A 20,949-nucleotide genomic window follows, 5' to 3' on the forward strand; every position below is an offset into this window, starting at 1 on the left:
ACTCAGCTTCTTAGAGAAACTGGAGCGGGCGATGAGATTCGAACTCACGACCCTAACCTTGGCAAGGTTATGCTCTACCCCTGAGCTACGCCCGCATTCTGTTTCGCTAGGACCGTTTGTTGCGGCCCCGTCGGTGAGGTGGGAGCTATATGACAAAAGCTCGGAGTGAATGCAACAAGGAATTTGAAATTCATTGTGGGATTTCCAAGTGCTTGTGGACGTAACTGTTGTGAGGCTGATCTTGTAATCTATTTAAATACAATGGTTTAGGTGAAATTATAAGGTGTTTTTCCTGTTGTGGAAATAATTGCATCTGCGCAAAATAACCTATGTGATTTTGTCGGAAACTGAGGCGATGAGCTGCAAAAAGGAAATTAGTTCTCTCATATATCTCAATGGGATCAGGAAATTTTTTGTCCAACCGGGAAAATCACCTGTGAGATCATGGCTAAGAAAATTGTAGCTGAGTGGAGGAGATCACATTTTGTAAGTGGGGGCAGTATGTCGCACATACAGATTTGTATACTTGCTGAGAACTTTTTCAGCGATCCAGTGCTGCCCTTAGGAAACGCAAGTTGCAGATTTTGAGAGTACTCAATCAGAATACTATATTAGAGTTATTCTAAATCCAAAAAGAGATGAACTGTGCATGCTATATGATTAGATTTTGCTAATATTGAAGTATTTATAAGTATACATTCAATTCATATTCTGAATATTTTTTATAAATCTAAATATTGGATCGTCGTAAGTGACGTTATGCGGGGTTTTTAGTTTTGAAAATCCTATAGTAAATGTCAAGCGGTTGCATCAATGTGCTTTTGTTTATAGCGATTCTAAAATCCATTATCTCGTGATGATGGAGGAATTCATGCGAGCTATAATTAAGACATTGATTGGCGCATCTGTTCTCAGCTTGGCTGCTCAGGGAGGAGCCTTGGCTCAGTCTGAGTTGTTGGAAGAGGCGCGCTCTTACTTCAAGCCGATCCCGCACGCTGTACCTACTGTAAAAGGCAACACAATCACTCGCGAAAAAATCGATCTGGGGCGCAAGCTGTTTTTTGATCCGCGGCTATCGCTCTCTGGTTTGTTGTCGTGCAACAGTTGTCACAACCTTGGCATGGGTGGGGATGACAATCTGGAAACATCCATCGGCCATGGATGGCAGAAGGGGCCGCGCAATGCGCCTACCGTTCTGAATGCTGTGTTCAACCTTGCTCAGTTCTGGGATGGTCGTGCTGAAGACCTGAAAGAGCAAGCAAAAGGCCCTGTGCAGGCTGGTGTTGAAATGGCCAGTACGCCAGAGCGGGTTGAAGCTGTGCTGAACAGTATGCCTGGCTACACCGAACAGTTTGCAAGAGCATTTCCCGGTGAAGACAAAGCGACGAACTTCGACAATATGGCGAAGGCTATCGAAGCTTATGAGGCAACTTTGATCACGCCAGCATCCAAGTTTGACCTGTTCCTTGAGGGCAATGAAAATGCGCTCAATGCTCAGGAAAAGCAGGGACTTCAGGCGTTTATGGACACTGGTTGTGCTGCTTGTCATGGCGGTGTGAACATTGGTGGTGAAGGGTACTATCCATTCGGTGTGGTTGAGAAACCAGGCGCTGATGTTCTTCCGGCAAACGACAAAGGCCGCTTTGCTGTCACTCAAACCGCTGAAGAAGAGTACGTTTTCCGTGCATCTCCATTGCGTAACATCGAGTTGACAGCCCCTTACTTCCATTCCGGTAAAGTTTGGGATCTGAAACAGGCAGTTGCCATTATGGCCAGCTCTCAGCTGGGTGCAGAACTGACTGATGAAGATATTGATGCGATTACTGCTTTCCTGAAGACCCTTACAGGTGAGCAGCCGGTTGTTGAGTATCCGATCCTTCCGGTTCGGACGGATTCTACACCACTCCCTGATCCGTCTGTCATGACGCTCACTAAGCAAACTAATCGCCCCCGGTTTGCGAGAGGCAGGCAGTTCTTATGGACTGCTTGCCTTTTTTTATGGGTGCCTTAAAACGGTGCAGCATTTATGTGGCAAACACTTGGTTTATCTCAGAGACTTGGGGGAGGTTCTTCTACATGCCAGCAAGCCGTTCGCAACTGATGTCCTTTTTGGAAGAGCTGAACATTCCGGTTTCTACCATTGATCATGAACCGGTTTTCACGGTTGCTGAGTCTGCTGACTTGCATGATCGTATTCCCGGTGGGCACACCAAAAACCTCTTTCTGAAAGACAAGAAGGGGAATCTCTTTTTGGTTGTTGCGCTTCATGATGCTACGATTGATCTGAAAAAGATCTCCAGCATCATTGGTGCATCTGGTCGTGTTTCTTTTGGTAAGGCTGATCTGTTGGAAGAGGTTCTGGGTGTAACGCCGGGATCTGTGACGCCGTTTTCTCTGATCAATGATCGCGAGGCGCAGCGGGTTTCTGTTGTGTTTGACGCGAACATGATGGAGCAGGAAGTTCTGAACTTCCATCCGCTGCTGAACAACGCTTCTACAGCGATTTCGGCAGATGGGTTGATGGCATTTGCAAAGGCATGTGGGCATGACGCAAGAGTGCTTGCGGTGTCTGCAGAGGCGCAGAAAGTCACTGAAGATCTATAAAAACTGAGTGATCGCCAATTGTAATTGGTCTCGTCTAAGACCATTTTAGGCAGCAGTTAAAGATTTTGATATGCGGAGCGCTGATAAAAGCAGCTCCCAGTTCAGGTAAAGGGTCAAGATAATGAGTGGATCCGGTTATTCCGTAGGTGGCAGCTTTGGAGGCTCCCTTGGTGGTGGATATGGCGGTGGTTACCAGACCAACACACAGGCTGGTGCGGCTTCCCCATCCGCTGCTCCTGCAGCTGCGGCTGACTTGATTGTAGATACGACCACTCAGACCTTTGTGCAGGATGTAATCGAGGGCTCCCGTAATCAGGTTGTTCTCGTTGATTTCTGGGCACCTTGGTGTGGTCCGTGTAAACAGCTTACTCCAACGCTTGAGAAAGTGGTCAAGGAAGCGAATGGCGCTGTTAAGCTGGTGAAGATGAACATCGAAGAGTACCCGGAAGTTGCGGGTCAGATGGGTGTTCAGTCGATCCCAGCTGTGTTTGCGTTTAAAGGTGGCCAGCCTGTTGATGGCTTCATGGGCGCTCAGACTGAGGGTGAAGTTAAAAAGTTCCTCGACCGTATCGGTGTGAAGATTGGTCCAAGCGATCTGGAAGTGATGCTTGAGAAGGCTGATGAGCTTCGTGATGCGGAAGGCTATCCGGAAGCTGCGCAGCTTTATGGTGGCGCGCTATCCATTGATGCTGGCAACGTGCATGCACTGAGCGGCCTTGCTATGTGTTATCTCGCTCTTGGTGAGAAAGAACATGCCAAGCAGATGCTCGACATGGTTCCGGAAGATAAGCAGGATTCTCAGCAGTTTATTGCGGCTAAGGCTGCGTTGGAACTGGCTGAACAGTCTGAAGGACTGGACGATCTAGCTGAGTTGCGTGAGCGCGTGGAAGCAAATGCAGATGATCATCAGGCCCGTTTTGACCTTGCGCTTGCATTGAGTGGTAAGGGTGACAAGACTGGCGCTGTTGATGAGCTGATTGAAATTATTCGCCGTGACCGCGAGTGGAATGAAGATGGTGCACGCAAGCAGTTGCTGCAGTTTTTTGAGGCCTGGGGCTTCAAAGATGCAGGTGCTGTTTACGGTCGCCGTAAACTCTCCTCAATTTTATTCTCGTAATCTTGGCCTAATGATAAGAGCGGAGAGCACTTAAGTGGCCTCGATGACTGTTGGAAATGCGACCTACGCAGGTCTGGATGACCTGCCGCAGGTTGTACCGTTGTTTGTTTTGCCGGGAGCTATCTTGCTCCCGCGCTCCCATATGCCTCTCAATGTTTTTGAGCCGCGCTACACCGCGATGATCGACAGTGCTTTGCGCACTGATCGGATGATTGGTGTGATTCAGCCGCAGTTTGATACAAGCGATGAAGAGTTGGCCGGACGGCCAAAGCTTTGCACCGTTGGCTGTATGGGGCGTATTACCGGTTTCCAGGAGAGTGGCGATGGCCGCTATCTGATTACGCTTTCCGGTGTTTCCCGCTTTGAGCTTCGTGGTGAGTTGGAAGAACGTGCGCCGTTCCGTCGTGGGCATGTGGATCCGACCCGATTTGCCAGTGATCTGAAGACAGGTCTTGGTGAAGACGATGTGGATCGTGAGCTGCTGCTTTCAACGCTCAAGGAGTATTTGAGCGTGAATGATCTGGAAGCGGATTGGGATAGCGTGAATTCTGCTTCGACAGAGGTATTGGTCAATGCGCTGTGCATGATGAGTCCTTATGGACCTAAAGAGAAGCAGGCTCTGTTGGAGACAGAGAATCTGAAAGTGCGTGCGGATACGCTGATTGCGCTGGCTGAAGTGGAGCTGGCACGTGGCAACGGTGGTGCAGGCAGCACTCTTCAGTGATGCAGGTAATGATAAGAGATGAATGAGGGCTCTATGAGCGAATTTGAAGCGCCGCAGCTGGACCGACGCTTCTGGAGTTGTTGGTCTGCCCTGTGACGAAGACAACGCTTGAGTACAACGCTGAGAACCAGGAGTTGATTTCTCGCGCTGCTAAGCTGGCTTATCCAATTCGGAACGGCATTCCGATCATGTTGGAAGAAGAAGCGCGTAAGCTGGAAGACTAAATGCTGTAAAGGCTAGGAGAGATGATCTTCTAGCCTTTTTGCCAGATCCTGCGGTTCACCCAGAACACGCAGAGTTTTTATGCGGGCCGTGGAGCCTGCAATCACTTCAGTTGAAGATTTTGGAACAGAGAGTGCTTTTGCAAACAGGGCTGCAACGGCTTTGTTGCTGCGCCCTTTTCCGGCACTGCGCGAACTCTCGCTAGGACAAGCGGACGTCCGTCAGACTGTGTGCCGATTTTCTCAATCTGATCTTTGGAGGATTTGGGGGTGAGGCGGACGGTAATGAGAATTCCGTCAGCCTGCAGTTTCCAAGGGCGTTCGTCTGCCACTACTTAGAATACGTAGGGGTAGATGTAGAGGCCGATGACGCGCTCGATGAGAAAGATGCCGAGTAGCAGCACAATCGGTGAAAGGTCCAGTCCACCCATTGCAGGCAGGACTCGGCGGATCGGTCGCAGGAGCGGCTCTGTCAGATTGTAGAGCGTCTGTCCGATCATAGCGATGAACTGATTGTGCGAGTTCACCACGTTGAACGCGTAGAGCCACGAGAAGATCACGTTTGCAATAATGACCCACGTGTAAAGATTTAAGATGATGAAAACGACATCAAGAATAGCGCGCATGGACTGGTTAAACTCCAAGTTTGCGGAGATGAACTTTCTAAATTGCTTCCTTTAAGACAGAGCTCAGGAAACAGAGTTGTTCTTCATGTAACTTTGAACTGAGGCACCTGCAAGATCCAGTATGCCTCATTTTTCTATATTTAGAGCTAATTTCCGCAATGAGCCCATGAAAAAATGCCAATTGCCGGTAGCGGTATGCCCCTGAAATGGAGGGGCATACCGCTTACGGGCTATGGTGATTTGCTTTAGCCAAAGTGGAAGGTAGGCTTGAAGCTCTCTGGCAGGTGAATTGGTTTGCCCTGTTCCGGGAACATTTCCTGCATCAAGCAAGCTGCGATGCGGTGAGAGATGGCATAAGAGATTTTGAAGCCACCGGTTGCCACCCACGTTTTCTCAGTGCCTGGAATGAGGCCAACCAATGGATCACGTTTTTTGCATTTTGGACGGATGCCAGCCCACCGGGTGATGATGGGTGCGCCTTTGAGGGACGGGCAGAAGCCAATTGCTTTTTTGAGCATGGTCTGGATGTCAGCTTCTACAGGCTCTTTGCTGGTCCACTCCTGCTCTGAGGTGGAACCGATAGCGACAGTTCCGTTGGCGTGGGAGACAACGTAGATACCATCATCGTAGATTACCGGCAGAGGCTTTTCAGCTTTGTATTCCAGCAGAAGGGATTGTCCCTTTACGCCCATGCCGATGGTTTTGCCTGCTATTTCGCTGAGCGGCCCAAATCCTTCATAGCCTGCGGAATGAACGACACGATCTGCTGTCAGGGTCTCGCCGTTTCCGAGTGAGACGGTACTGGTAGTTTCATCGAAGCTGAGGAACTCAGTGTGTTCCATGATATCGATACGGGTTTCTAGGAAAGCTTTGAGGCCAGCTGACACGAGGCGTGGATTGGCGCGTGCCGCCAGAGTATCCCAGATGATGCCGAGCGGTGCTGCTTCCGGTGTGAGCCAGTCGCTGAACGGTGTTTCTTTCACCACGTTGAAAGTGAAGCCGGTTTCATCGCTTCTCCAGCGCTGCTTGCTTTCTTCAACGCGGGAGAGGGCGTGTTCGAGCTTGTGTTCGGTGTAGAGCGGGATCAATCGGCCTGCACGGCTGTAGCCGACGGTCATGCCTGTGGCTTCTTCAAGCTCTGCTACGATATCGGAGAGTTCGATCAGGGCGTCCAGCTGAAACTGCTTCTTTTCGTTCCATTGACTAGGAACGTGAGGCATCAAAGCGCCGACAAGACCGGCACTTGCACCCGAAGCAATTGTGTTCTTTTCCAGAAGAGCGACTTTCAAGCCTTTTCCGAGTGCGGCTTTAGCGACGCTGAGTCCGAAAATTCCCCCACCAACAACAACTATATCGTAGGTCATGTTTTTTTATTTCCCAGGTTGGGGTATAAGCCCAACCGATTTGTACGTTAGAGATTTGGCTTAGACATATGACAGAGCGCCCAAAATTGGAATGGATGATGCGAATGTGCCGTATGCGTCGCAGTTTGGAGATACTTATTACTCCAAAGCGGGTGGATTAGGCGAAACGCGCTACGTATTTCTGCAGGGTAACAAGCTTCCAGAACGCTGGAAGGATGCTCCGTCATTTACCATTGCCGAGTTGGGGTTTGGAACCGGACTTAATTTTCTGGCCACTCTGGAGCTTTTGTTGAGCTTGCCCGAGGCGGAGCGGGCGAAGCTGACTTATGTTTCGTTTGAGCTCTATCCGATGGAAGCCGCAGAGATTGATAAAGCGCTTTCTCAATGGCCCGAGCTTAAAACTCTTAAAGACAAGCTTTTAGCAGCCTGGAACCCTCAGCCGGGTTGGAACCCGATTACCATTGATGGAGTGCGGCTGCTGCTGGGTGTTGGTGATGCGCGCGAAATGCTGCCTACGCTGTCATTCCCGGTGGATGCCTGGTTCCTGGATGGTTTCAATCCTGCACGGAACCCGGAACTTTGGGGCAGAGATCTGATGTTGGCTGTTGGTGAGAAAACTGCTGTTGGCGGCACGTTCGGCACCTACACAGCTGCCGGATGGGTGCGCCGGAATTTGCAGACTGCGGGTTTTGATGTTGAGCGTATCAAAGGCTATGGCACAAAACGCCAGATGATGGTGGGGCAGAAACCTGCCGCCACCGTAGCCTGATTGATCAGCATTCTGGCAGGTTGACTGCCAGACCGCCTTTGCTGGTTTCTTTGTACTTGTCGTTCATTTCAACGCCGGTCTGGCGCATGGCTTCTACGCAGTTGTCGAGTGGCATGTAGTGAGAGCCGTCGCCGCGCAGCGCCAGTGAGGCCGCTGAAACTGCTTTGATGGCACCAAGGCCATTGCGCTCAATGCATGGTACCTGAACCAGGCCACCAACTGGGTCACAGGTCATGCCAAGGTGATGCTCCAGCGCGATTTCAGCAGCGTTTTCAATCTGTTCATTTGTGCCGCCAAGAGCTGCGCAGAGACCTGCTGCTGCCATGGCTGCCGCTGAGCCTACTTCGCCCTGACAACCTACTTCTGCGCCGGAGATAGAGGCGTTGTGTTTGATGATGCCGCCGACTGCTGCTGCGGTGAGCAGGAAGGTTTTGATACCTTCGTCGTTGCTGCCCGGGCAATGTTCGCGATAATATTTGACGGTTGCGGGGATTACGCCTGCTGCACCGTTTGTTGGTGCGGTGACAACTTTGCCGCCTGCTGCGTTTTCTTCATTCACAGCCATGGCGTAAACGGAGAGCCAGTCATTGGCGACATGAGGCATGCTCATGTTGTTGCCGCGCTCATCTTCCAACTGCTGCTTGATGGCTGCAGCACGACGTTTCACAGTCAGGCCACCCGGTAGCTCACCTTCCGTGTTGAGGCCGCGCTCCATGCAGCCGTCCATAACTTCCCAGATTTGCCAGAGCTTGCTGTCCAACTCTTGTGGATCAAGCGAGGTGATCTCGTTGGCGCGTTTCATCTGAGCGATGGTCTTGCCGGATTTCTGCCCCATCTCCAGCATTTCTTTTGCGGTGGCAAATGGATAAGGCATGCCTTTGATTTCATCGGGAGCGTCATTGCCAGCAGCTTCCGCTGCTTTCATGCGGTCAAGCTCTTCTTCCGTCAGAACGAAGCCGCCACCGATGGAGTAAAAGGTTTCCTGCAGGTGGAGGCGATCCTGAGCATCGTAGGCTTCGATCACCATGCCGTTTGCGTGGCCGGGCAGGTTTTTTTCGAAGTCGAAGATCACGTCTTTGTCCGGATCGAAGTCCAGCTCAGGCAGGTCTGGCAGGTGGACTTTCTTTTCCTTGGCGATCTTCTTCTCAAGGGCTTCGGCTTCATCCGGATCCAATGTTTCCGGGGTGCAGCCTGCTAAACCCAGCACAACGGCTCTGTCGGTCGCATGGCCTTTGCCGGTCCATGCCAGAGAACCGTGAAGCGTGCAGCGGAGGCGCTTTGGTGCGCCGGCACCGGGCCATATCCGTCGTCCGTCTCTCAGTTCATCCAGAAAACGTGCAGCGGCGGTCATCGGGCCCATGGTATGGGAGGATGACGGGCCAATGCCGATCTTGAAAATTTCAAAGACGCTGAGAAACATGTGTTTGGCACCTTTCAAATGGCTGGGGGCTTTGTTTTTGTTTCGTGTTGGATAGAGAAACAGCCACTATCACTGAATTTTCTAGGAATAATCGGCAAAGGCTCTGAAACCAAGCGGATTATTTTTCCCGATATTTGAAATTGACGTTGCGTTTGTCCAGAAGCCTAGGAAAATATCTGCAAAGATCGTGTGCCTGTTGATTCAACTGGGCTTTTTATCGGGATGTTTACTGAAGATATTGAAGAAAATACGCCAGCTTCACGTGGAATTGATGACCATGTTTTACTCACCCAATGTGAAAAGGGATGAAAAAACTGTCTCTGGTTCATTTTTGTGGTGCCTATGCGCAACAGTCTGTAGAAAACTCCTGAAACTACAGGTCTGCAAATCGGGGCAAAACGTATATCATAGGTGGTAATTGTTTCTTCCGATCAAGGCTGCACCTATGACCGCCTCATTTCGTATTCTTGCAGGCTTAGCGCTTGCTTCCGTTTCCAGTCACGCGCTGGCAGAAGATAATTTCACGCCAGGCGACCTGACTGACGAGCAAGCCAGCAAGAGATACGTAATGGATATCGGCGTTGCTGGATTTGTTAATCCAAAATATGACGGCGCCGATGAGTACATCATCTACCCGTTGCCGTTGATTGCGTTTTCAAGATTTTATCTGCCAGGCTTTGGTCAGGTGAAGGAAGGGGAAACGCAGGGTGTCTTCATCTACCCATCCTTTGGCTTTGTAGGTGAGCGTAATCCTTCAGATTCCAGATCTTTGGATGGTACGAGCCGTGTGCCTTGGGCCGGTGAAATTGGTCTTGGTGGTGGTTTCCGTCATGATTGGTTCCGCGCCTTTATTGAGGTGCGCCATGGCTTCAACGGTCACCGCGGGTTTGTCGGTCGTGCTGGTATCGATGTGATCACCGAGGTTACTGATCGTCTGACGTTTGTGTTTGGTCCGCGTGTTGATGCTGCGGATGGTTCTTATATGAACACATACTTCAGTGTTCCGGCTGGTGGACCTTCCGGCCCTTATACCGCTGAAGGTGGTTTCAAGAGCGTTGGCGGTGTTGTTCGTGCAAGTTATGCGCTTACCGACACAATTGGTCTGCACTTGCAAGGTGGGTATGATCGTTTGATTGGTGAGGCTGCGGATAGCCCGATCACTCAAAACGACAACATGTGGTCCGTTGGATTTGGCGCTACCTATCGCTTTGCCTGGGACATGTTCTAGAGCGGCTAGCACTTACAGTTTGATTTATGAATGAAGCCCGGACTTGGTTCCGGGCTTTTGTTTTTGTTGCTTGTGGTGAGTTTTCATCTAGCTATCTAAAAATAAAACACCGCTTGAAGTGAAGCTGGGTGTATATTCATGAAAATAGAAGCATGTATGCAGTATTGATATTGAAAGTTGTATTACCTCATTATTGAAGTATCAGCTTTGTCGCCGTCGGTAATAATCTCCTTAGAATAACTTAATGAAAGACTCAGATTAGGGCTCGTGTTAGTTCACGACGAGTATTGCGTTGAGTGAGGGGGCTTCAGTATGCGTACGATAATTACTATTTCAGGACTGCTGTTTATTTGCTTACTTCTTATGGTTCCAGCCAAGGCGTCGTCTTCCAAGGTGCTGGCTAAAATTGATATCTCCGAACAGACCATGCGGATTTTTGTCGATGGGAAGGTGCGCCATTCATGGCCAGTGTCGACTGCGCGGCGTGGGTACAGGACGCCCGTGGGAACCTTTAAGCCAACCCGGATGCACAAGCGTTATTTCTCCAGGAAGTACAACGGCGCGCCGATGCCTTACTCAGTGTTCTTCTATAAAGGCTATGCCATTCATGGGACGGATGTGGTCAAGCGGTTGGGAGCGCCTGCATCGCATGGCTGTGTTCGGTTGCACCCGAAAAATGCGAAGAGGCTGTTCAGTTTGATTCAGGCGAATGGCGCTTCAAACGCCAAGATTGTAATCGTGAAATAGTGAACACGCTTTACGTGCAACGCGGATCGTGGTGTGATATCCGTCGAATAAGGCCCTTTGCCCTTGCTAGAGCGGGGGTTCCTTACTAAATCAAGGGCTAAGAGATGTGCTTGAAGGCTTGTGAGCGGAAGAAGCAAGTCGGGTCGCAAACGCCTGCTTCTCCCGCCGTAGCGCTGAATACGCATAACTCAACAATCAGCGTGTCTTTCCTAACGCCAAAATCTTGCCAAAAGGTTGGCACGCTGATTTTTTTGAAAGAGTTTTTTAGGGATAAAACGATTTTTTTCGAATAGGCCTGTGTGTAGCGTGGATGCATTGGCCAAAGAAAAAGAGGGCTTTGAAAGAACGCTCAAAAACCCTCTCTATATTCTCTAAAGCTGATTACGCAGTACCTTGATATCAGCTGCTTATTTAAGAGCAAAAGCTGTGCCAGTTTTGAGAGAAAAATTTGGCACAAGATCTGGGGTGACTGCATCGTTTCCATCCAAAATGCAGGTTAATTTTACAGCTTGATTACCTTTGCTGCTTTGCAATTTGCAACGCGGTTTGGGAGTGTTAACCATTGCATTTACGCTCAGTTAAACTCGTGATCGAGGTTGAGCGTGCTTTGTTTGCCGATATGGTCGTAATTATCGTGAGCCCATTTTTTAGCTGCCTGCCTGCCGATGTCGTGGAGCAGTTCCACAAATTCCCATTGTGGATTTAATTTTGATGAGGCGCCAAACGGGGCCAAATCCTTTGTTGCTTCGATGCGATGCATGAACACGCGGGTGTATTTGTCCGTGTCCAGACGTCCTTCCTGAATCAGTCGTGTCACAAACTCGATCGCACGCAGCTCGCGCAATAAGGTGGAGTTGAATGTGATCTCGTTCAGGCGCTCTGAGATTTCCTGGGCGGTGTGCGGTAGCTCGTTTCTTTCAACCGGATTGATCTGGATGAGCAGAACGTCCGTGTGTCCGCCTTGCTTGAACAATGGGAAGAGCGGTGGGTTGCCCATGAAGCCGCCGTCCCAATACGCTTCGTCTCCAATTTCGACGGCCTGGTACATATGCGGCAGGGCGGAGGAGGCCATAACAGCGTCGAGCGTCAGCTCTTCATTGGCGAAGATTTTGATCTTACCCGTGCGCACATTGGTGGCGGCGACGTAGACGTCCACTTCTTTACAGCTACGAACACGTTCGAAGTTGATCTGCTGTTCGACGAGATCACGGAGCGGATTGTAGTTCATAGGATTGAGCTGGTACGGCGAAACAACGCGTGAAGCGAGATCCCAGGCGAGATACATGGGAGAGTTGTCCAAGCTCCAGTTTCCCATGAACACATCCAGCGGGTTACGCTGGAACGGGCTGGTTTCACCCGCTGCGCTGACTGACTTCCAGAAGCGGGTGAGGGCTTTGCGAGCACCTTCCTGACCACCTTCCACGAGACCATCTGCCATTACAACGGCGTTCATGGCTCCGGCGCTGGTGCCCGAAATACCGATGATTTCCCAGTCTTCGTTTTCCAGGAGCCAATCCAGAACGCCCCAGGTGAAGGCGCCGTGGGCTCCTCCACCTTGTAAGGCCAGATTGATTTTCTTCCGTTCTTTCTTCGCAGTCTTCCGAGGCGTTGCCATATGGACCTCCGTGGGTCGCCAGATTAGAACAGCTGGGAAATCGTAGGTTTGGTTATTGAGCTGTCCAGCCACCATCGATTGGCAATAGAGTGCCAGTGATTGAAGCTGCCGTATCAGAGCACAAGAACACGGCAAGACCAGCAACCTGTTCTACGGTTACGAACTCTTTGGTTGGTTGAGCGGCCAGCAGGACTTCTTTTTTTACCTGCTCCTCAGTCATATTGCGTGCCTTCATGGTGTCCGGGATCTGCTTTTCAACGAGAGGAGTCCAGACATAACCCGGGCAGATGGCATTCACCGTGATGTTGTTTTCTGCCACTTCCAGAGCAACTGTTTTGGTCAAGCCTGCGATGCCGTGTTTGGCTGAGACGTAAGCTGCCTTGAAGGGGGAGGCGACGAGAGCATGTGCGGAGGCGGTGTTGATGATACGGCCCCAGCCTGCTTCGCGCATGTAAGGCACTGCCGTGCGGATGGTGTGGAATGCGGAAGACAGGTTGATCGCGATGATGGCGTCCCATTTTTCGACCGGGAAATGCTCAATCGCTTCAACGTGCTGAATACCTGCGTTGTTGACGAGAACATCGACAGAGCCAAGGGTTTTGTGGGCCTCGTGGATCATAGCGTGAATTTCGTCAGGCTTGGTCATGTCTGCTGAAGAATAAACGCATTTCACGCCAAAGTCGGCTTCGATACCTGCGCGCTCTTTCTCGATTGCGTCTGCATCCCCAAAGCCGTTGATCATGATGTTGGCGCCTTGCTTCGCCATTGCACGGGCATAAGCAAGGCCGATGCCGGAGGTGGAGCCAGTGATTACAGCGGTTTTCCCTGAGAGCATTTTGAGTCTCCTGACCAAATGTATTGAAAAATGAGTTGGTGTGAGCTTGCGCCACTTTTTAGTCTGGTTGCATTAGCAAAAAGCATAGTTATCTAGCGTGCAGTGCAAAAAGGTCAGAAGTGACCGCCAATCTGTCTTTTGTCCTTAATGTAAGGTTAGAGATGCGTGCGTTGCGTCAAAAGCTCTCTGGCATTTTGTGTTTCCCGATGATGCTGAGGACCTAGCATCATTCCGAGGAGAGGTTTACTGTGAAATCTTGGGGAGCATGATGGTGTCTGGAGATGACATCAAACTGAGTTGAGAGTGCGCTAAAAAGTTGACAGGGCGGGCTGCATGCTGCACTTGCTTGCCTAAAGATTTATCCCAGTGGAATGATCATGACTAACAAGAGCCAAACCTATATTTCTTCCCCGTTTCCGCGCCGTCGTTCTGTGGCTGTCGACGTTGGTGGGGTGATTGTTGGCGGTGAAGCGCCTGTTGTTGTTCAGTCCATGACCAATACCGATACTGCAGACGTGGACTCCACTGTCGCGCAGGTGTCTGCATTGGCACGTGCTGGCTCTGAGCTGGTGCGTATTACTGTTGACCGTGATGAAGCTGCTGCTGCTGTGCCACGCATTAAAGAGCGTTTGCAGCGCATTGGTGTCAATGTTCCGCTGGTTGGTGACTTCCATTACATCGGGCATAAGCTACTCGCAGATCATCCTGACTGTGCTGAAGCGCTCGACAAGTACCGGATTAACCCGGGAAACGTTGGTTTCAAAACCAAGAAGGATAAGCAGTTCGGCCAGATCATCGAAATGGCGATGAAGCACGATAAGCCTGTGCGCATTGGCGTGAACTGGGGCTCCCTTGATCAGGAGCTGCTGACACATCTGATGGATAAGAACCAGGAAGAGGGTTCTCCGCTGACTGCGCAGGAAGTGATGCGCGAAGCGATTTGCCAGTCTGGTTTGCTATCTGCTCAGCGCGCTGAAGAGCTTGGGCTTGGCCGCGATAAGATCATCTTGTCCGCGAAGGTGTCTCAGGTTCAGGATCTGATTGCTGTTTACACAGATCTGGCACAGCGCTGTGATTATGCGCTTCACCTTGGTCTGACTGAAGCTGGTATGGGAACGAAGGGCATTGTGGCTTCTTCTGCGTCTATGGGCATTCTGCTGCAGCAGGGCATTGGTGATACTATTCGTATTTCTTTGACACCTGAGCCGGGTGGAGATCGTACCCGTGAGGTTCAGGTTTCTCAGGAACTGTTGCAAACTATGGGTTTCCGCAGCTTTGTGCCGATTGTTGCGGCATGTCCGGGCTGTGGCCGTACAACTTCCACCGTCTTCCAGGAGTTGGCGCAAGACATTCAGGAACATATTCGCGAGAGCATGCCGAAATGGCGTGAGCAGTATCCGGGTGTTGAAGAGCTCAACGTTGCGGTTATGGGCTGTATCGTGAATGGTCCGGGTGAGTCCAAGCACGCTGATATTGGAATTTCCCTGCCGGGTACGGGTGAAACACCTGCTGCACCTGTGTTTGTTGACGGTGTTAAAACTGTTACCCTGCGTGGGCCGAACATCGCTAATGAATTTAAAGCGATGGTTCTGGATTATATCGAGAAGCGCTATGGTACCGGCGTTTCTTCAGAACACGAGATTTCCTAGATGTCGCTTGAGCGGTTTGTCAAAAAAGTAGAGCACAAAATCAGAGACAATGCCCCGAAGGAAAAACCTTCGGTTCTGGTGATCTCCTCTCAGGTCGTCAGTGGCTGTGTTGGCACGCGTAGCGCTGTGTTTGCACTGGAGCGCATGGGCTTCAATGTCTGGATGTTGCCTACTATTTTGCTGCCGTGGCATCCGGGGCAAGGTGCAGGTGAGCGGATTTCTGCCAGTGAAGAAGCGTTTACGCAGATCACCCAACAAATTTGTGCGAGTGACCGGCTGAGCTCCGTTAAAGGCGTCATCTCTGGTTATATGGCAAACGCCGCTCAGGTTACTGAGGTGGCGAAGATCGTGGAAGAGGTGAAGAGCCGTAATGATGATGCGGTTTATCTCTGCGATCCTGTGATCGGTGACAAAGGCGGGCTTTATGTTGCTGAGCCTATCGCTGAAGCTATTCGCGATCAGCTGTTGCCTTTGGCAGACGTTATCACGCCAAACCGCTATGAGCTTGCGTGGCTGAGTGGGTTTGGTACCGAGATGGAAAATGAAGCTGTTGCAGCGGCGCGTACGCTACAGGTGGAGCGGACGATTGTGACGTCTTCTCCTGCTATCCGGCGTAATTCCATTTCCAACTTGCTGGTTGGCCCGCGTGGAAGTCTGGCGATTGAGCATGCAGAAGTGCAGGGCGCTCCGCATGGCACTGGCGATTTGCTGGCGGCGCTTTATCTGGCGCGCAGTTTGAGTGGCCAGAGTGACGAAGAGGCGTTGAAAAAAGCGACTGCTTCAACATTTGAGCTGGTTGCTCGCTCTGTGAAAGTTGGTTCTGACGATTTGCTTTACTCGGAGCATCAGGATCCGCTGATCCAGCCGATGGCATTGGTGAATAGTCGCCGCGTGGTAGAGGCTCCTGAGCGTGCCTGAGACAGCTCAATCTGCACCCGTCTGTGTCGCTGGTGTTGATGGCTGTAAAGCTGGGTGGATCGCTGTTTTCCGCTGGGTTGGTTCTGACCGACCTTCTGAAGTGAAAATCTTCCCGCATTTTGCTGATTTGCTGGCTTCAGAGTTTAAGCCTCAAAAGATAGCGGTCGATATGCCGATTGGACTGCCTAAGCAGATTGGCAGTGTAGGGCGCGGACCGGAGAAGGCGGTTCGGCCACTTCTTGGGATGCGGCAATCGACGGTGTTTTCCATTCCGGCACGTGCTGCGATTTACTGCGAAGATTATCGCGAGGCTTGTTCTGCTGCGCTGGCGCATTCCACGCCGCCGAAGAAGGTCTCTAAACAGGCATTCCATATCTTCCCGAAAATCCGCGAGATTGATCAGCTGATGACACCTGAGCTGGAAGAGCGGGTGTTTGAGGTTCATCCCGAGGTGGCCTTCTGGCGTTTAAACGGGCAGGAGCCGATTGCGGTCCCTAAGAAGGTCAAAGGGAGCAGCTACCCTGCGGGCTTAGATGCACGGCGGGACTTGCTTGTGCAATATGACTACACCGCCAGCTTTCTGGATCAGAAGCCACCTAAAGGGGCAGCGCGGGATGATCTGATGGATGCTGCTGTTAATGCAGTGATTGCGGAGCGGTTGTTGACTGGGCAAGCGGAGCCGTTCCCTGCTGACTTTGGGCGGGATGAACGCGGTTTGCGGATGGCTATCTGGGCTTAAGCTTCGTCGGCTTCCCGGCTTGCAAGGACATCGAGGCGCGGCTCCTTACCAACGCGTTTGAAGCTCTTGAAGCCTTGTTCCTCCAGTAGGTTTTTGAGCATGTTGGGATCAGTCCACCGAACATCTCTTTCATAGAAGATTGCCTGAACCTGCGGGAAGAAGTTCGTCTTTATGAGTTCTTTGACGACGGTTTCCTCGTGGCCCTCTGCGTTCAGTTTAATCACCACATCAACGTCATCTGTTATCATCTCATTGAGTTGCTGTCTGATACGGTTTCGATCTCCTCTGTTTTGTCAGAGGAGTGCACTGTGCTTTGGCTGAGTGAGGCGCCGCCGCTATGGGTCTTGCTGAGGAAGATCCGAGCTTGTCCGGCATGGTCGGACACAGCTGCCTGCACTGCTTTGATGCGTGAGGTGGCAAGGTTGAGCTCGATGTTCTGTTCCAGCAGCTGAAATGTGGTGGCAACAGGTTCAAAGGCTATGACTTGCTGACATTTGGTGTTTTGAGCGGCAAGCAGGCTGAAGAGGCCTTGATTGGCACCAATGTCCAGCATGATGAAGGGCTTTTCGTAGTCCACCATATAGCTGGAGAGGAATGTGCCGTAGCCGCCTTCACAGCACATGCGGAAGGTTGCGTCGAAGACGTTGGGGGTGAGTTCAACGCCATATCTGGTCAGGATGCCAGAGGAGAGGCCAAGCCGGACACCCCACGACATGGGGATGTACTTGATGTAATAGCCCAGAAGGCCGCGCAGGTGGCGGCGTTCGTTGATGTACTCTTTGCTGTGATACTTGCCAAAGAAGGTTTTTGAGCCTGGCATCTGCCTAACCTGACTTGTTGATCTTCATTGAGACCAGCGTACATGAGCCAGGCTAGGTTTCGATTAACGCAGCGTCACAATTGCGGTTTGATGCGTGGGGCAGGGGCTGCCGGGAACGGATCCTTGACCTCTGCAACAACCTTGTTCTCTTCGCCAATACGGCTATTTGAGAACAGGGATGTGAAGTAGTTGAAGGCACGCTCTGTTTCAGATGCTTTCTTTGGAGCCGGGGATGGCTCTTCCGCTGCAAGTGCCAGAACTTTTGCGGCTTCTACATTCACAGGCGTTGCATTTGGTGCTTCTGCCTTTGCAACATCGGTTGTGGAGGTGCCACCAAAGAATGCTGCAATCTTCTCTTTGCGCCGTTTGCTGTTTTCCATTGCGATCTGGATTTCAGCTGTCTCACGCGCGTCTCTGGCCTGCTTTTCAGCAACTGCGACTGCGATGTGCTCAGGTACTGTGTAAGCCGGGCAGGCTGCGCGAGAGTTGAACTTGGTGCCACGGCGGTCTGCCTTCGCGTTGAAGACATATTTCTTATCGCAGACTTCAATAGCCGGTGGGCGTTTGGTGACCTCAAAGTGGTCGTAGCCACGCTTCAACATGCGCCAGAACTCGTAGTGCTCGGAACTTGCGTTCTTTGCCATGTTTTCTGGTGTCATGCGGAATGGGAACGCCTGAACCTGAAACTTTCTCTGACCACCCAGGAAGCTGTCGCGGCCAAGAGCGTAGATGTCTGCAATCTGCTCGTCAGTCATGGCGTAGCAGCCACGAGAAGAGCAGGCACCATGGACCATCAGATTTGAACCTGTGCGATCGTGGGCGCGGTCAAACTTGTTTGGGAAGCAAGGTTGAATGACAGATAGTAAGAAGAGAACGGGTTCATCAGGCCCGGAGTGACTTCATAGAAGCCTTCAGGGGCCTGGCGGTCGCCTTCTTTGAATTTCGGGCCGAGTTTGCCAGACCATTTGCAGATATCGAATGTTTCAAGCAGTGCATACTCGCCAGATTTGGTCTGCTTCCAGACTTCCAGCTCGGACTCTTGCTTGAACAGTCGGACCATGATTGGAGACTTGAGCTCCATGTCCTTGGACTTCATGCGGTTGGAAAGGCTTTTGCTGACAGGCTGCTGGTGCTTTTCAGCGCCAAATTCTGTTCCCTGACAAGCGGCTAGCGTTAGTGCCAGCGCAAGCGCAGCGGCGCGCTTTACGTTCTTGCCAGACTCTCCCTGAAACACTTTAATCATGTGCTTGACCCACCATGCTGGGGCTAGTTTGCCCGAACCCCAATCTCGACTCTACACTTAGACTATCTGGGTTAAGGTTGATCGAATCTTACCACAGATCATTCTCTCTGAGATTGAGGGGTATTCCCCAAGATGCACTTTCCCCCGAGTTTGATTGGATCAAACAAAAAAGGCATCAGACGTATATCTGATGCCTTTTATAAAAAATTTAGTGGATACCCACAATAAATCGTAGGTTCGAATCAGCCGAGTTCACGACCTATGCGTAAGAACTTCTCCCGACGCTGCTTCTTGAGGTCGTCTGCGGACTGACCTGCCATCTTGCTCAGAGCGTTCTCAATGCTGGATCCTGCGCGATCGATAACGATCTCTTTTGCGCGGTGTGCACCACCGATTGGTTCTTTGATGATCTCGTCGATGATGCGGAAGCCGGAGAGGTCTTCTGCAGTGATCTTCATGTTGGTAGCTGCGTCCTGTGCGCGGGTGCTGTCGCGCCATAGAATGGATGCGCCTGCTTCCGGAGAGATCACAGAGTAGATGGAGTGTTCCAGCATTGCCACGTGGTTGGTGGTGGCGATCGCGATCGCGCCGCCGGAGCCGCCTTCACCAATGACGATGGAGATGTTTGGAACGCCAAGGCCGAGACACATATCGGTAGAGCGAGCAATTGCTTCTGCCTGGCCGCGCTCTTCAGCGCCGATGCCTGGGTATGCACCTGCGGTGTCTACGAAAGAGACAACAGGGATGTTGAAGCGATCAGCCAGTTCCATGATACGGACGGCTTTGCGGTAACCTTCCGGACGAGCCATGCCGAAGTTGTGCTTCAGGCGGCTTTCGGTGTCGTTACCTTTTTCCTGGCCAAGAATTGCAACGGACTGACCGCGGAAGCGACCAAAGCCTGCAATAATTGCGCAATCCTCGGAGAATTTGCGGTCACCAGCAAGAGGTGTGAAGTCTGTGATCAGAGCGTTGATGTAGTCCAGTGAATGTGGACGGTCTGGGTGGCGGGCCACCAGAGTTTTCTGCCAAGGCGTCAAGCGAGAGTAGATGTCGCTGAGTGCCTGATCTGCTTTTTCCTGGAGACGGGCAATCTCGTCTTCCACATCAACCGCTTCCCCACCTTCAGCCAGGATCTTCAATTCCTGTACTTTGCCTTCAAGGTCAGCAACTGGTTTTTCGAATTCGAGGTAACTGCGCATATTGGATATTCACTCGTAACAATCAGCGGGCTTGACCCGCCGACTAAAAGGCGTTGGACCGCGCTATAATTTTGGCGCGACACTGGCGACAGCTGGGTCATCTGTCAAGGCTTTGCAGCACAAATGTGGGTGTTTGAACCCCTTCAAACAAGAAGATCTTGGATTAAAGTGCAAATCCTAGCGGGAAGCTGTTTTTTTGCGGAGTCCTGACGTTTGCGGCATGTTGAGCTTTGAAGCCTCCAGAACGAGTGTGCCCGTCGCAGTTGGAATAGAGACCTTATAAGGAATGAGAATGCGCGTGTTTCCAATCGGTGCCAGCCATGTCTCAATATTGGCGTTGTTGGCCAGATACTGAACTGACTTTCTTTCCGGGCGGTGCCCGGCAATCGGCTCCCAGCGTGCAGAGCAGACGACGACAGGGCCGTTGTATCCGTTGCCGGAGACCTCGCGTACTTCCTTGAACTTCATGTTGATGTTGAAGCGTGCCCAGCCATCATAGATTGGCAGTTTGCGATTACATACTGATGGATCAAGCACTTTAGAGCGGGACGGTGCGCGAACGATTGCTGCGCTCAATGGGTCCATCGCATTGAGTTTGTGCTGGCCGGTAACCTTAACGCGGGTCTTGGAAGGTTTGTATTTCGGAGTGACCTGAGTAGTGCGGACGTGACCTGAGCCCTGACCGAGGTTTACATAGAAGTCACGGTTAGATGCGCGGGAGGCCATGGTGTAGGTGCTTGGCAGAATTTTACCGCCCTTCATCCAGCCTGTGGCCTGCGCTCCACCTTTGCCTGTGGAGAAGAGAGTTCCGATGCCTGCTGGTTCCATGCCGACTTTTGCGGAGTAGGCGTTGTCTCTAAGGATGAGTGAGAAAGACCCTTTTCCCACAGTGAAACCTGCATAAGAAATATTGTAGACACCGCCGAGGCGTTCCGTTTTCCCCAGCGCAGCTGTGATAGTGTGCCAAATGAAAGTGCTGCGACGGCTATTACGCTCGATTTGCCTGCAAAACTGCAAATCTTAGAAACTGATACTCGCACGATACTGTACCTCCGCAGCCGCAGACATTGGCGCCTGACAGCCTGAGAACTCAGGAAACTGAACAAAAAAT

22 protein-coding genes, 1 tRNA gene and 1 pseudogene are annotated in these 20,949 nt (G+C 51.3%); 11 read left to right on the plus strand and 13 right to left on the minus strand.

Annotated features, from left to right (window positions below; all coding sequences use genetic code 11):
* Positions 1-20: 20 nt before the first annotated feature.
* Positions 21-95, minus strand: a tRNA-Gly gene (locus JCM12308_RS25870).
* Between the two features lie 776 nt (positions 96-871).
* Between JCM12308_RS25870 and JCM12308_RS25875 the strand changes: the two genes are divergently transcribed.
* From JCM12308_RS25875 to JCM12308_RS25895, 5 genes are all read left to right on the plus strand, one after another.
* On the plus strand, positions 872-2,011 hold the full coding sequence (locus tag JCM12308_RS25875) for a cytochrome-c peroxidase (protein ID WP_208978945.1): 1,140 nt from the start codon (positions 872-874) through the stop codon (positions 2,009-2,011).
* Between the two features lie 65 nt (positions 2,012-2,076).
* The gene (locus JCM12308_RS25880; RefSeq protein ID WP_054785585.1) at positions 2,077-2,604 is read left to right on the plus strand and encodes a prolyl-tRNA synthetase associated domain-containing protein; all 528 of its coding nucleotides are present in this window, start codon (positions 2,077-2,079) and stop codon (positions 2,602-2,604) included.
* 121 nt (positions 2,605-2,725) lie between these two features.
* A complete protein-coding gene (trxA, locus tag JCM12308_RS25885) occupies positions 2,726-3,721 on the plus strand; it encodes a thioredoxin (RefSeq protein WP_054785586.1) in 996 nt (331 codons plus the stop codon).
* A gap of 43 nt (positions 3,722-3,764) precedes the next feature.
* On the plus strand, positions 3,765-4,445 hold the full coding sequence (locus JCM12308_RS25890; protein WP_008550327.1) for an LON peptidase substrate-binding domain-containing protein: 681 nt from the start codon (positions 3,765-3,767) through the stop codon (positions 4,443-4,445).
* Positions 4,446-4,516: 71 nt separating this feature from the next.
* Positions 4,517-4,669, plus strand: coding sequence for a Trm112 family protein (locus tag JCM12308_RS25895; protein ID WP_174519225.1), 153 nt, complete (start codon positions 4,517-4,519; stop codon positions 4,667-4,669).
* Positions 4,670-4,681: 12 nt separating this feature from the next.
* On the opposite strand, the pseudogene JCM12308_RS25900 reads toward JCM12308_RS25895, so the two are convergent.
* The 3 genes and pseudogenes from JCM12308_RS25900 to JCM12308_RS25910 form a co-directional block, all read right to left on the minus strand.
* Positions 4,682-4,998 (minus strand): annotated as a pseudogene (locus JCM12308_RS25900) (ACR/YggU family protein).
* A 3-nt stretch (positions 4,999-5,001) separates the two neighbouring features.
* Positions 5,002-5,292, minus strand: a complete 291-nt coding sequence (locus JCM12308_RS25905; RefSeq protein ID WP_054785603.1) for a YggT family protein — start codon at positions 5,290-5,292, stop codon at positions 5,002-5,004.
* 245 nt (positions 5,293-5,537) lie between these two features.
* Entirely contained in the window at positions 5,538-6,656 is a 1,119-nt protein-coding gene (locus tag JCM12308_RS25910) for an NAD(P)/FAD-dependent oxidoreductase (RefSeq protein ID WP_054785587.1), read from the minus strand.
* A gap of 91 nt (positions 6,657-6,747) precedes the next feature.
* Between JCM12308_RS25910 and mnmC2 the strand changes: the two genes are divergently transcribed.
* Positions 6,748-7,425, plus strand: coding sequence for a tRNA (5-methylaminomethyl-2-thiouridine)(34)-methyltransferase MnmC2 (gene mnmC2, locus JCM12308_RS25915; RefSeq protein ID WP_054785588.1), 678 nt, complete (start codon positions 6,748-6,750; stop codon positions 7,423-7,425).
* A 4-nt stretch (positions 7,426-7,429) separates the two neighbouring features.
* Here mnmC2 and JCM12308_RS25920 read toward each other — a convergent pair whose 3' ends face one another.
* Positions 7,430-8,845, minus strand: coding sequence for an L-serine ammonia-lyase (locus JCM12308_RS25920; RefSeq protein ID WP_014283068.1), 1,416 nt, complete (start codon positions 8,843-8,845; stop codon positions 7,430-7,432).
* 445 nt (positions 8,846-9,290) lie between these two features.
* Between JCM12308_RS25920 and JCM12308_RS25925 the strand changes: the two genes are divergently transcribed.
* A complete protein-coding gene (locus JCM12308_RS25925) occupies positions 9,291-10,073 on the plus strand; it encodes a MipA/OmpV family protein (protein WP_054785589.1) in 783 nt (260 codons plus the stop codon).
* Positions 10,074-10,385: 312 nt separating this feature from the next.
* Complete coding sequence (locus tag JCM12308_RS25930; RefSeq protein ID WP_054785590.1) at positions 10,386-10,820, plus strand: L,D-transpeptidase; 435 nt, start codon at positions 10,386-10,388, stop codon at positions 10,818-10,820.
* A 574-nt stretch (positions 10,821-11,394) separates the two neighbouring features.
* Here JCM12308_RS25930 and JCM12308_RS25940 read toward each other — a convergent pair.
* Positions 11,395-12,435, minus strand: a complete 1,041-nt coding sequence (locus tag JCM12308_RS25940) for a patatin-like phospholipase family protein (RefSeq protein ID WP_008550652.1) — start codon at positions 12,433-12,435, stop codon at positions 11,395-11,397.
* A 52-nt stretch (positions 12,436-12,487) separates the two neighbouring features.
* Positions 12,488-13,270 carry a 3-hydroxybutyrate dehydrogenase gene (locus tag JCM12308_RS25945; protein ID WP_054785591.1) on the minus strand — a complete coding sequence of 261 codons (783 nt, stop codon included), beginning with the start codon at positions 13,268-13,270 and terminating at the stop codon, positions 12,488-12,490.
* Between the two features lie 371 nt (positions 13,271-13,641).
* On the opposite strand from JCM12308_RS25945, the gene ispG reads away from it, so the two are divergent.
* Genes ispG through JCM12308_RS25960 form a run of 3 tightly spaced genes read left to right on the plus strand, consistent with a single transcriptional unit; the run spans position 13,642 to position 16,576 of the window.
* Positions 13,642-14,919 carry a flavodoxin-dependent (E)-4-hydroxy-3-methylbut-2-enyl-diphosphate synthase gene (gene ispG, locus JCM12308_RS25950; protein ID WP_008550310.1) on the plus strand — a complete coding sequence of 426 codons (1,278 nt, stop codon included), beginning with the start codon at positions 13,642-13,644 and terminating at the stop codon, positions 14,917-14,919.
* The gene (gene pdxY / locus JCM12308_RS25955) at positions 14,920-15,837 is read left to right on the plus strand and encodes a pyridoxal kinase (RefSeq protein ID WP_054785592.1); all 918 of its coding nucleotides are present in this window, start codon (positions 14,920-14,922) and stop codon (positions 15,835-15,837) included.
* Positions 15,830-16,576, plus strand: a complete 747-nt coding sequence (locus tag JCM12308_RS25960; RefSeq protein ID WP_054785593.1) for a DUF429 domain-containing protein — start codon at positions 15,830-15,832, stop codon at positions 16,574-16,576. The genes pdxY and JCM12308_RS25960 overlap by 8 nt, the downstream gene beginning before the upstream one ends.
* On the opposite strand, the gene JCM12308_RS31065 is transcribed toward JCM12308_RS25960, so the two are convergent.
* The 6 genes from JCM12308_RS31065 to JCM12308_RS25980 form a co-directional block, all read right to left on the minus strand.
* Entirely contained in the window at positions 16,573-16,824 is a 252-nt protein-coding gene (locus tag JCM12308_RS31065; protein ID WP_208978946.1) for a hypothetical protein, read from the minus strand. The genes JCM12308_RS25960 and JCM12308_RS31065 overlap by 4 nt on opposite strands.
* Positions 16,821-17,396: an FkbM family methyltransferase gene (locus JCM12308_RS25965; protein WP_208978947.1), complete on the minus strand. Its 576-nt coding sequence runs from the start codon at positions 17,394-17,396 to the stop codon at positions 16,821-16,823. The genes JCM12308_RS31065 and JCM12308_RS25965 overlap by 4 nt, the downstream gene beginning before the upstream one ends.
* A gap of 74 nt (positions 17,397-17,470) precedes the next feature.
* Positions 17,471-18,190 (minus strand): hypothetical protein, encoded by a 720-nt coding sequence (locus JCM12308_RS33170; protein ID WP_208978948.1) that lies wholly within the window; start codon positions 18,188-18,190, stop codon positions 17,471-17,473.
* Positions 18,190-18,639: a L,D-transpeptidase family protein gene (locus tag JCM12308_RS33175; RefSeq protein WP_208978949.1), complete on the minus strand. Its 450-nt coding sequence runs from the start codon at positions 18,637-18,639 to the stop codon at positions 18,190-18,192. The genes JCM12308_RS33170 and JCM12308_RS33175 overlap by 1 nt, the downstream gene beginning before the upstream one ends.
* 242 nt (positions 18,640-18,881) lie before the next feature.
* On the minus strand, positions 18,882-19,838 hold the full coding sequence (locus JCM12308_RS25975; RefSeq protein WP_008550517.1) for an acetyl-CoA carboxylase carboxyltransferase subunit alpha: 957 nt from the start codon (positions 19,836-19,838) through the stop codon (positions 18,882-18,884).
* A gap of 177 nt (positions 19,839-20,015) precedes the next feature.
* Entirely contained in the window at positions 20,016-20,726 is a 711-nt protein-coding gene (locus JCM12308_RS25980) for a DUF3108 domain-containing protein (protein WP_208978950.1), read from the minus strand.
* Positions 20,727-20,949 lie beyond the last annotated feature (223 nt).

Source organism: Pseudovibrio denitrificans JCM 12308, from assembly GCF_001310815.1.
In the GTDB taxonomy this organism is placed as follows: Bacteria; Pseudomonadota; Alphaproteobacteria; order Rhizobiales; family Stappiaceae; genus Pseudovibrio; species Pseudovibrio denitrificans.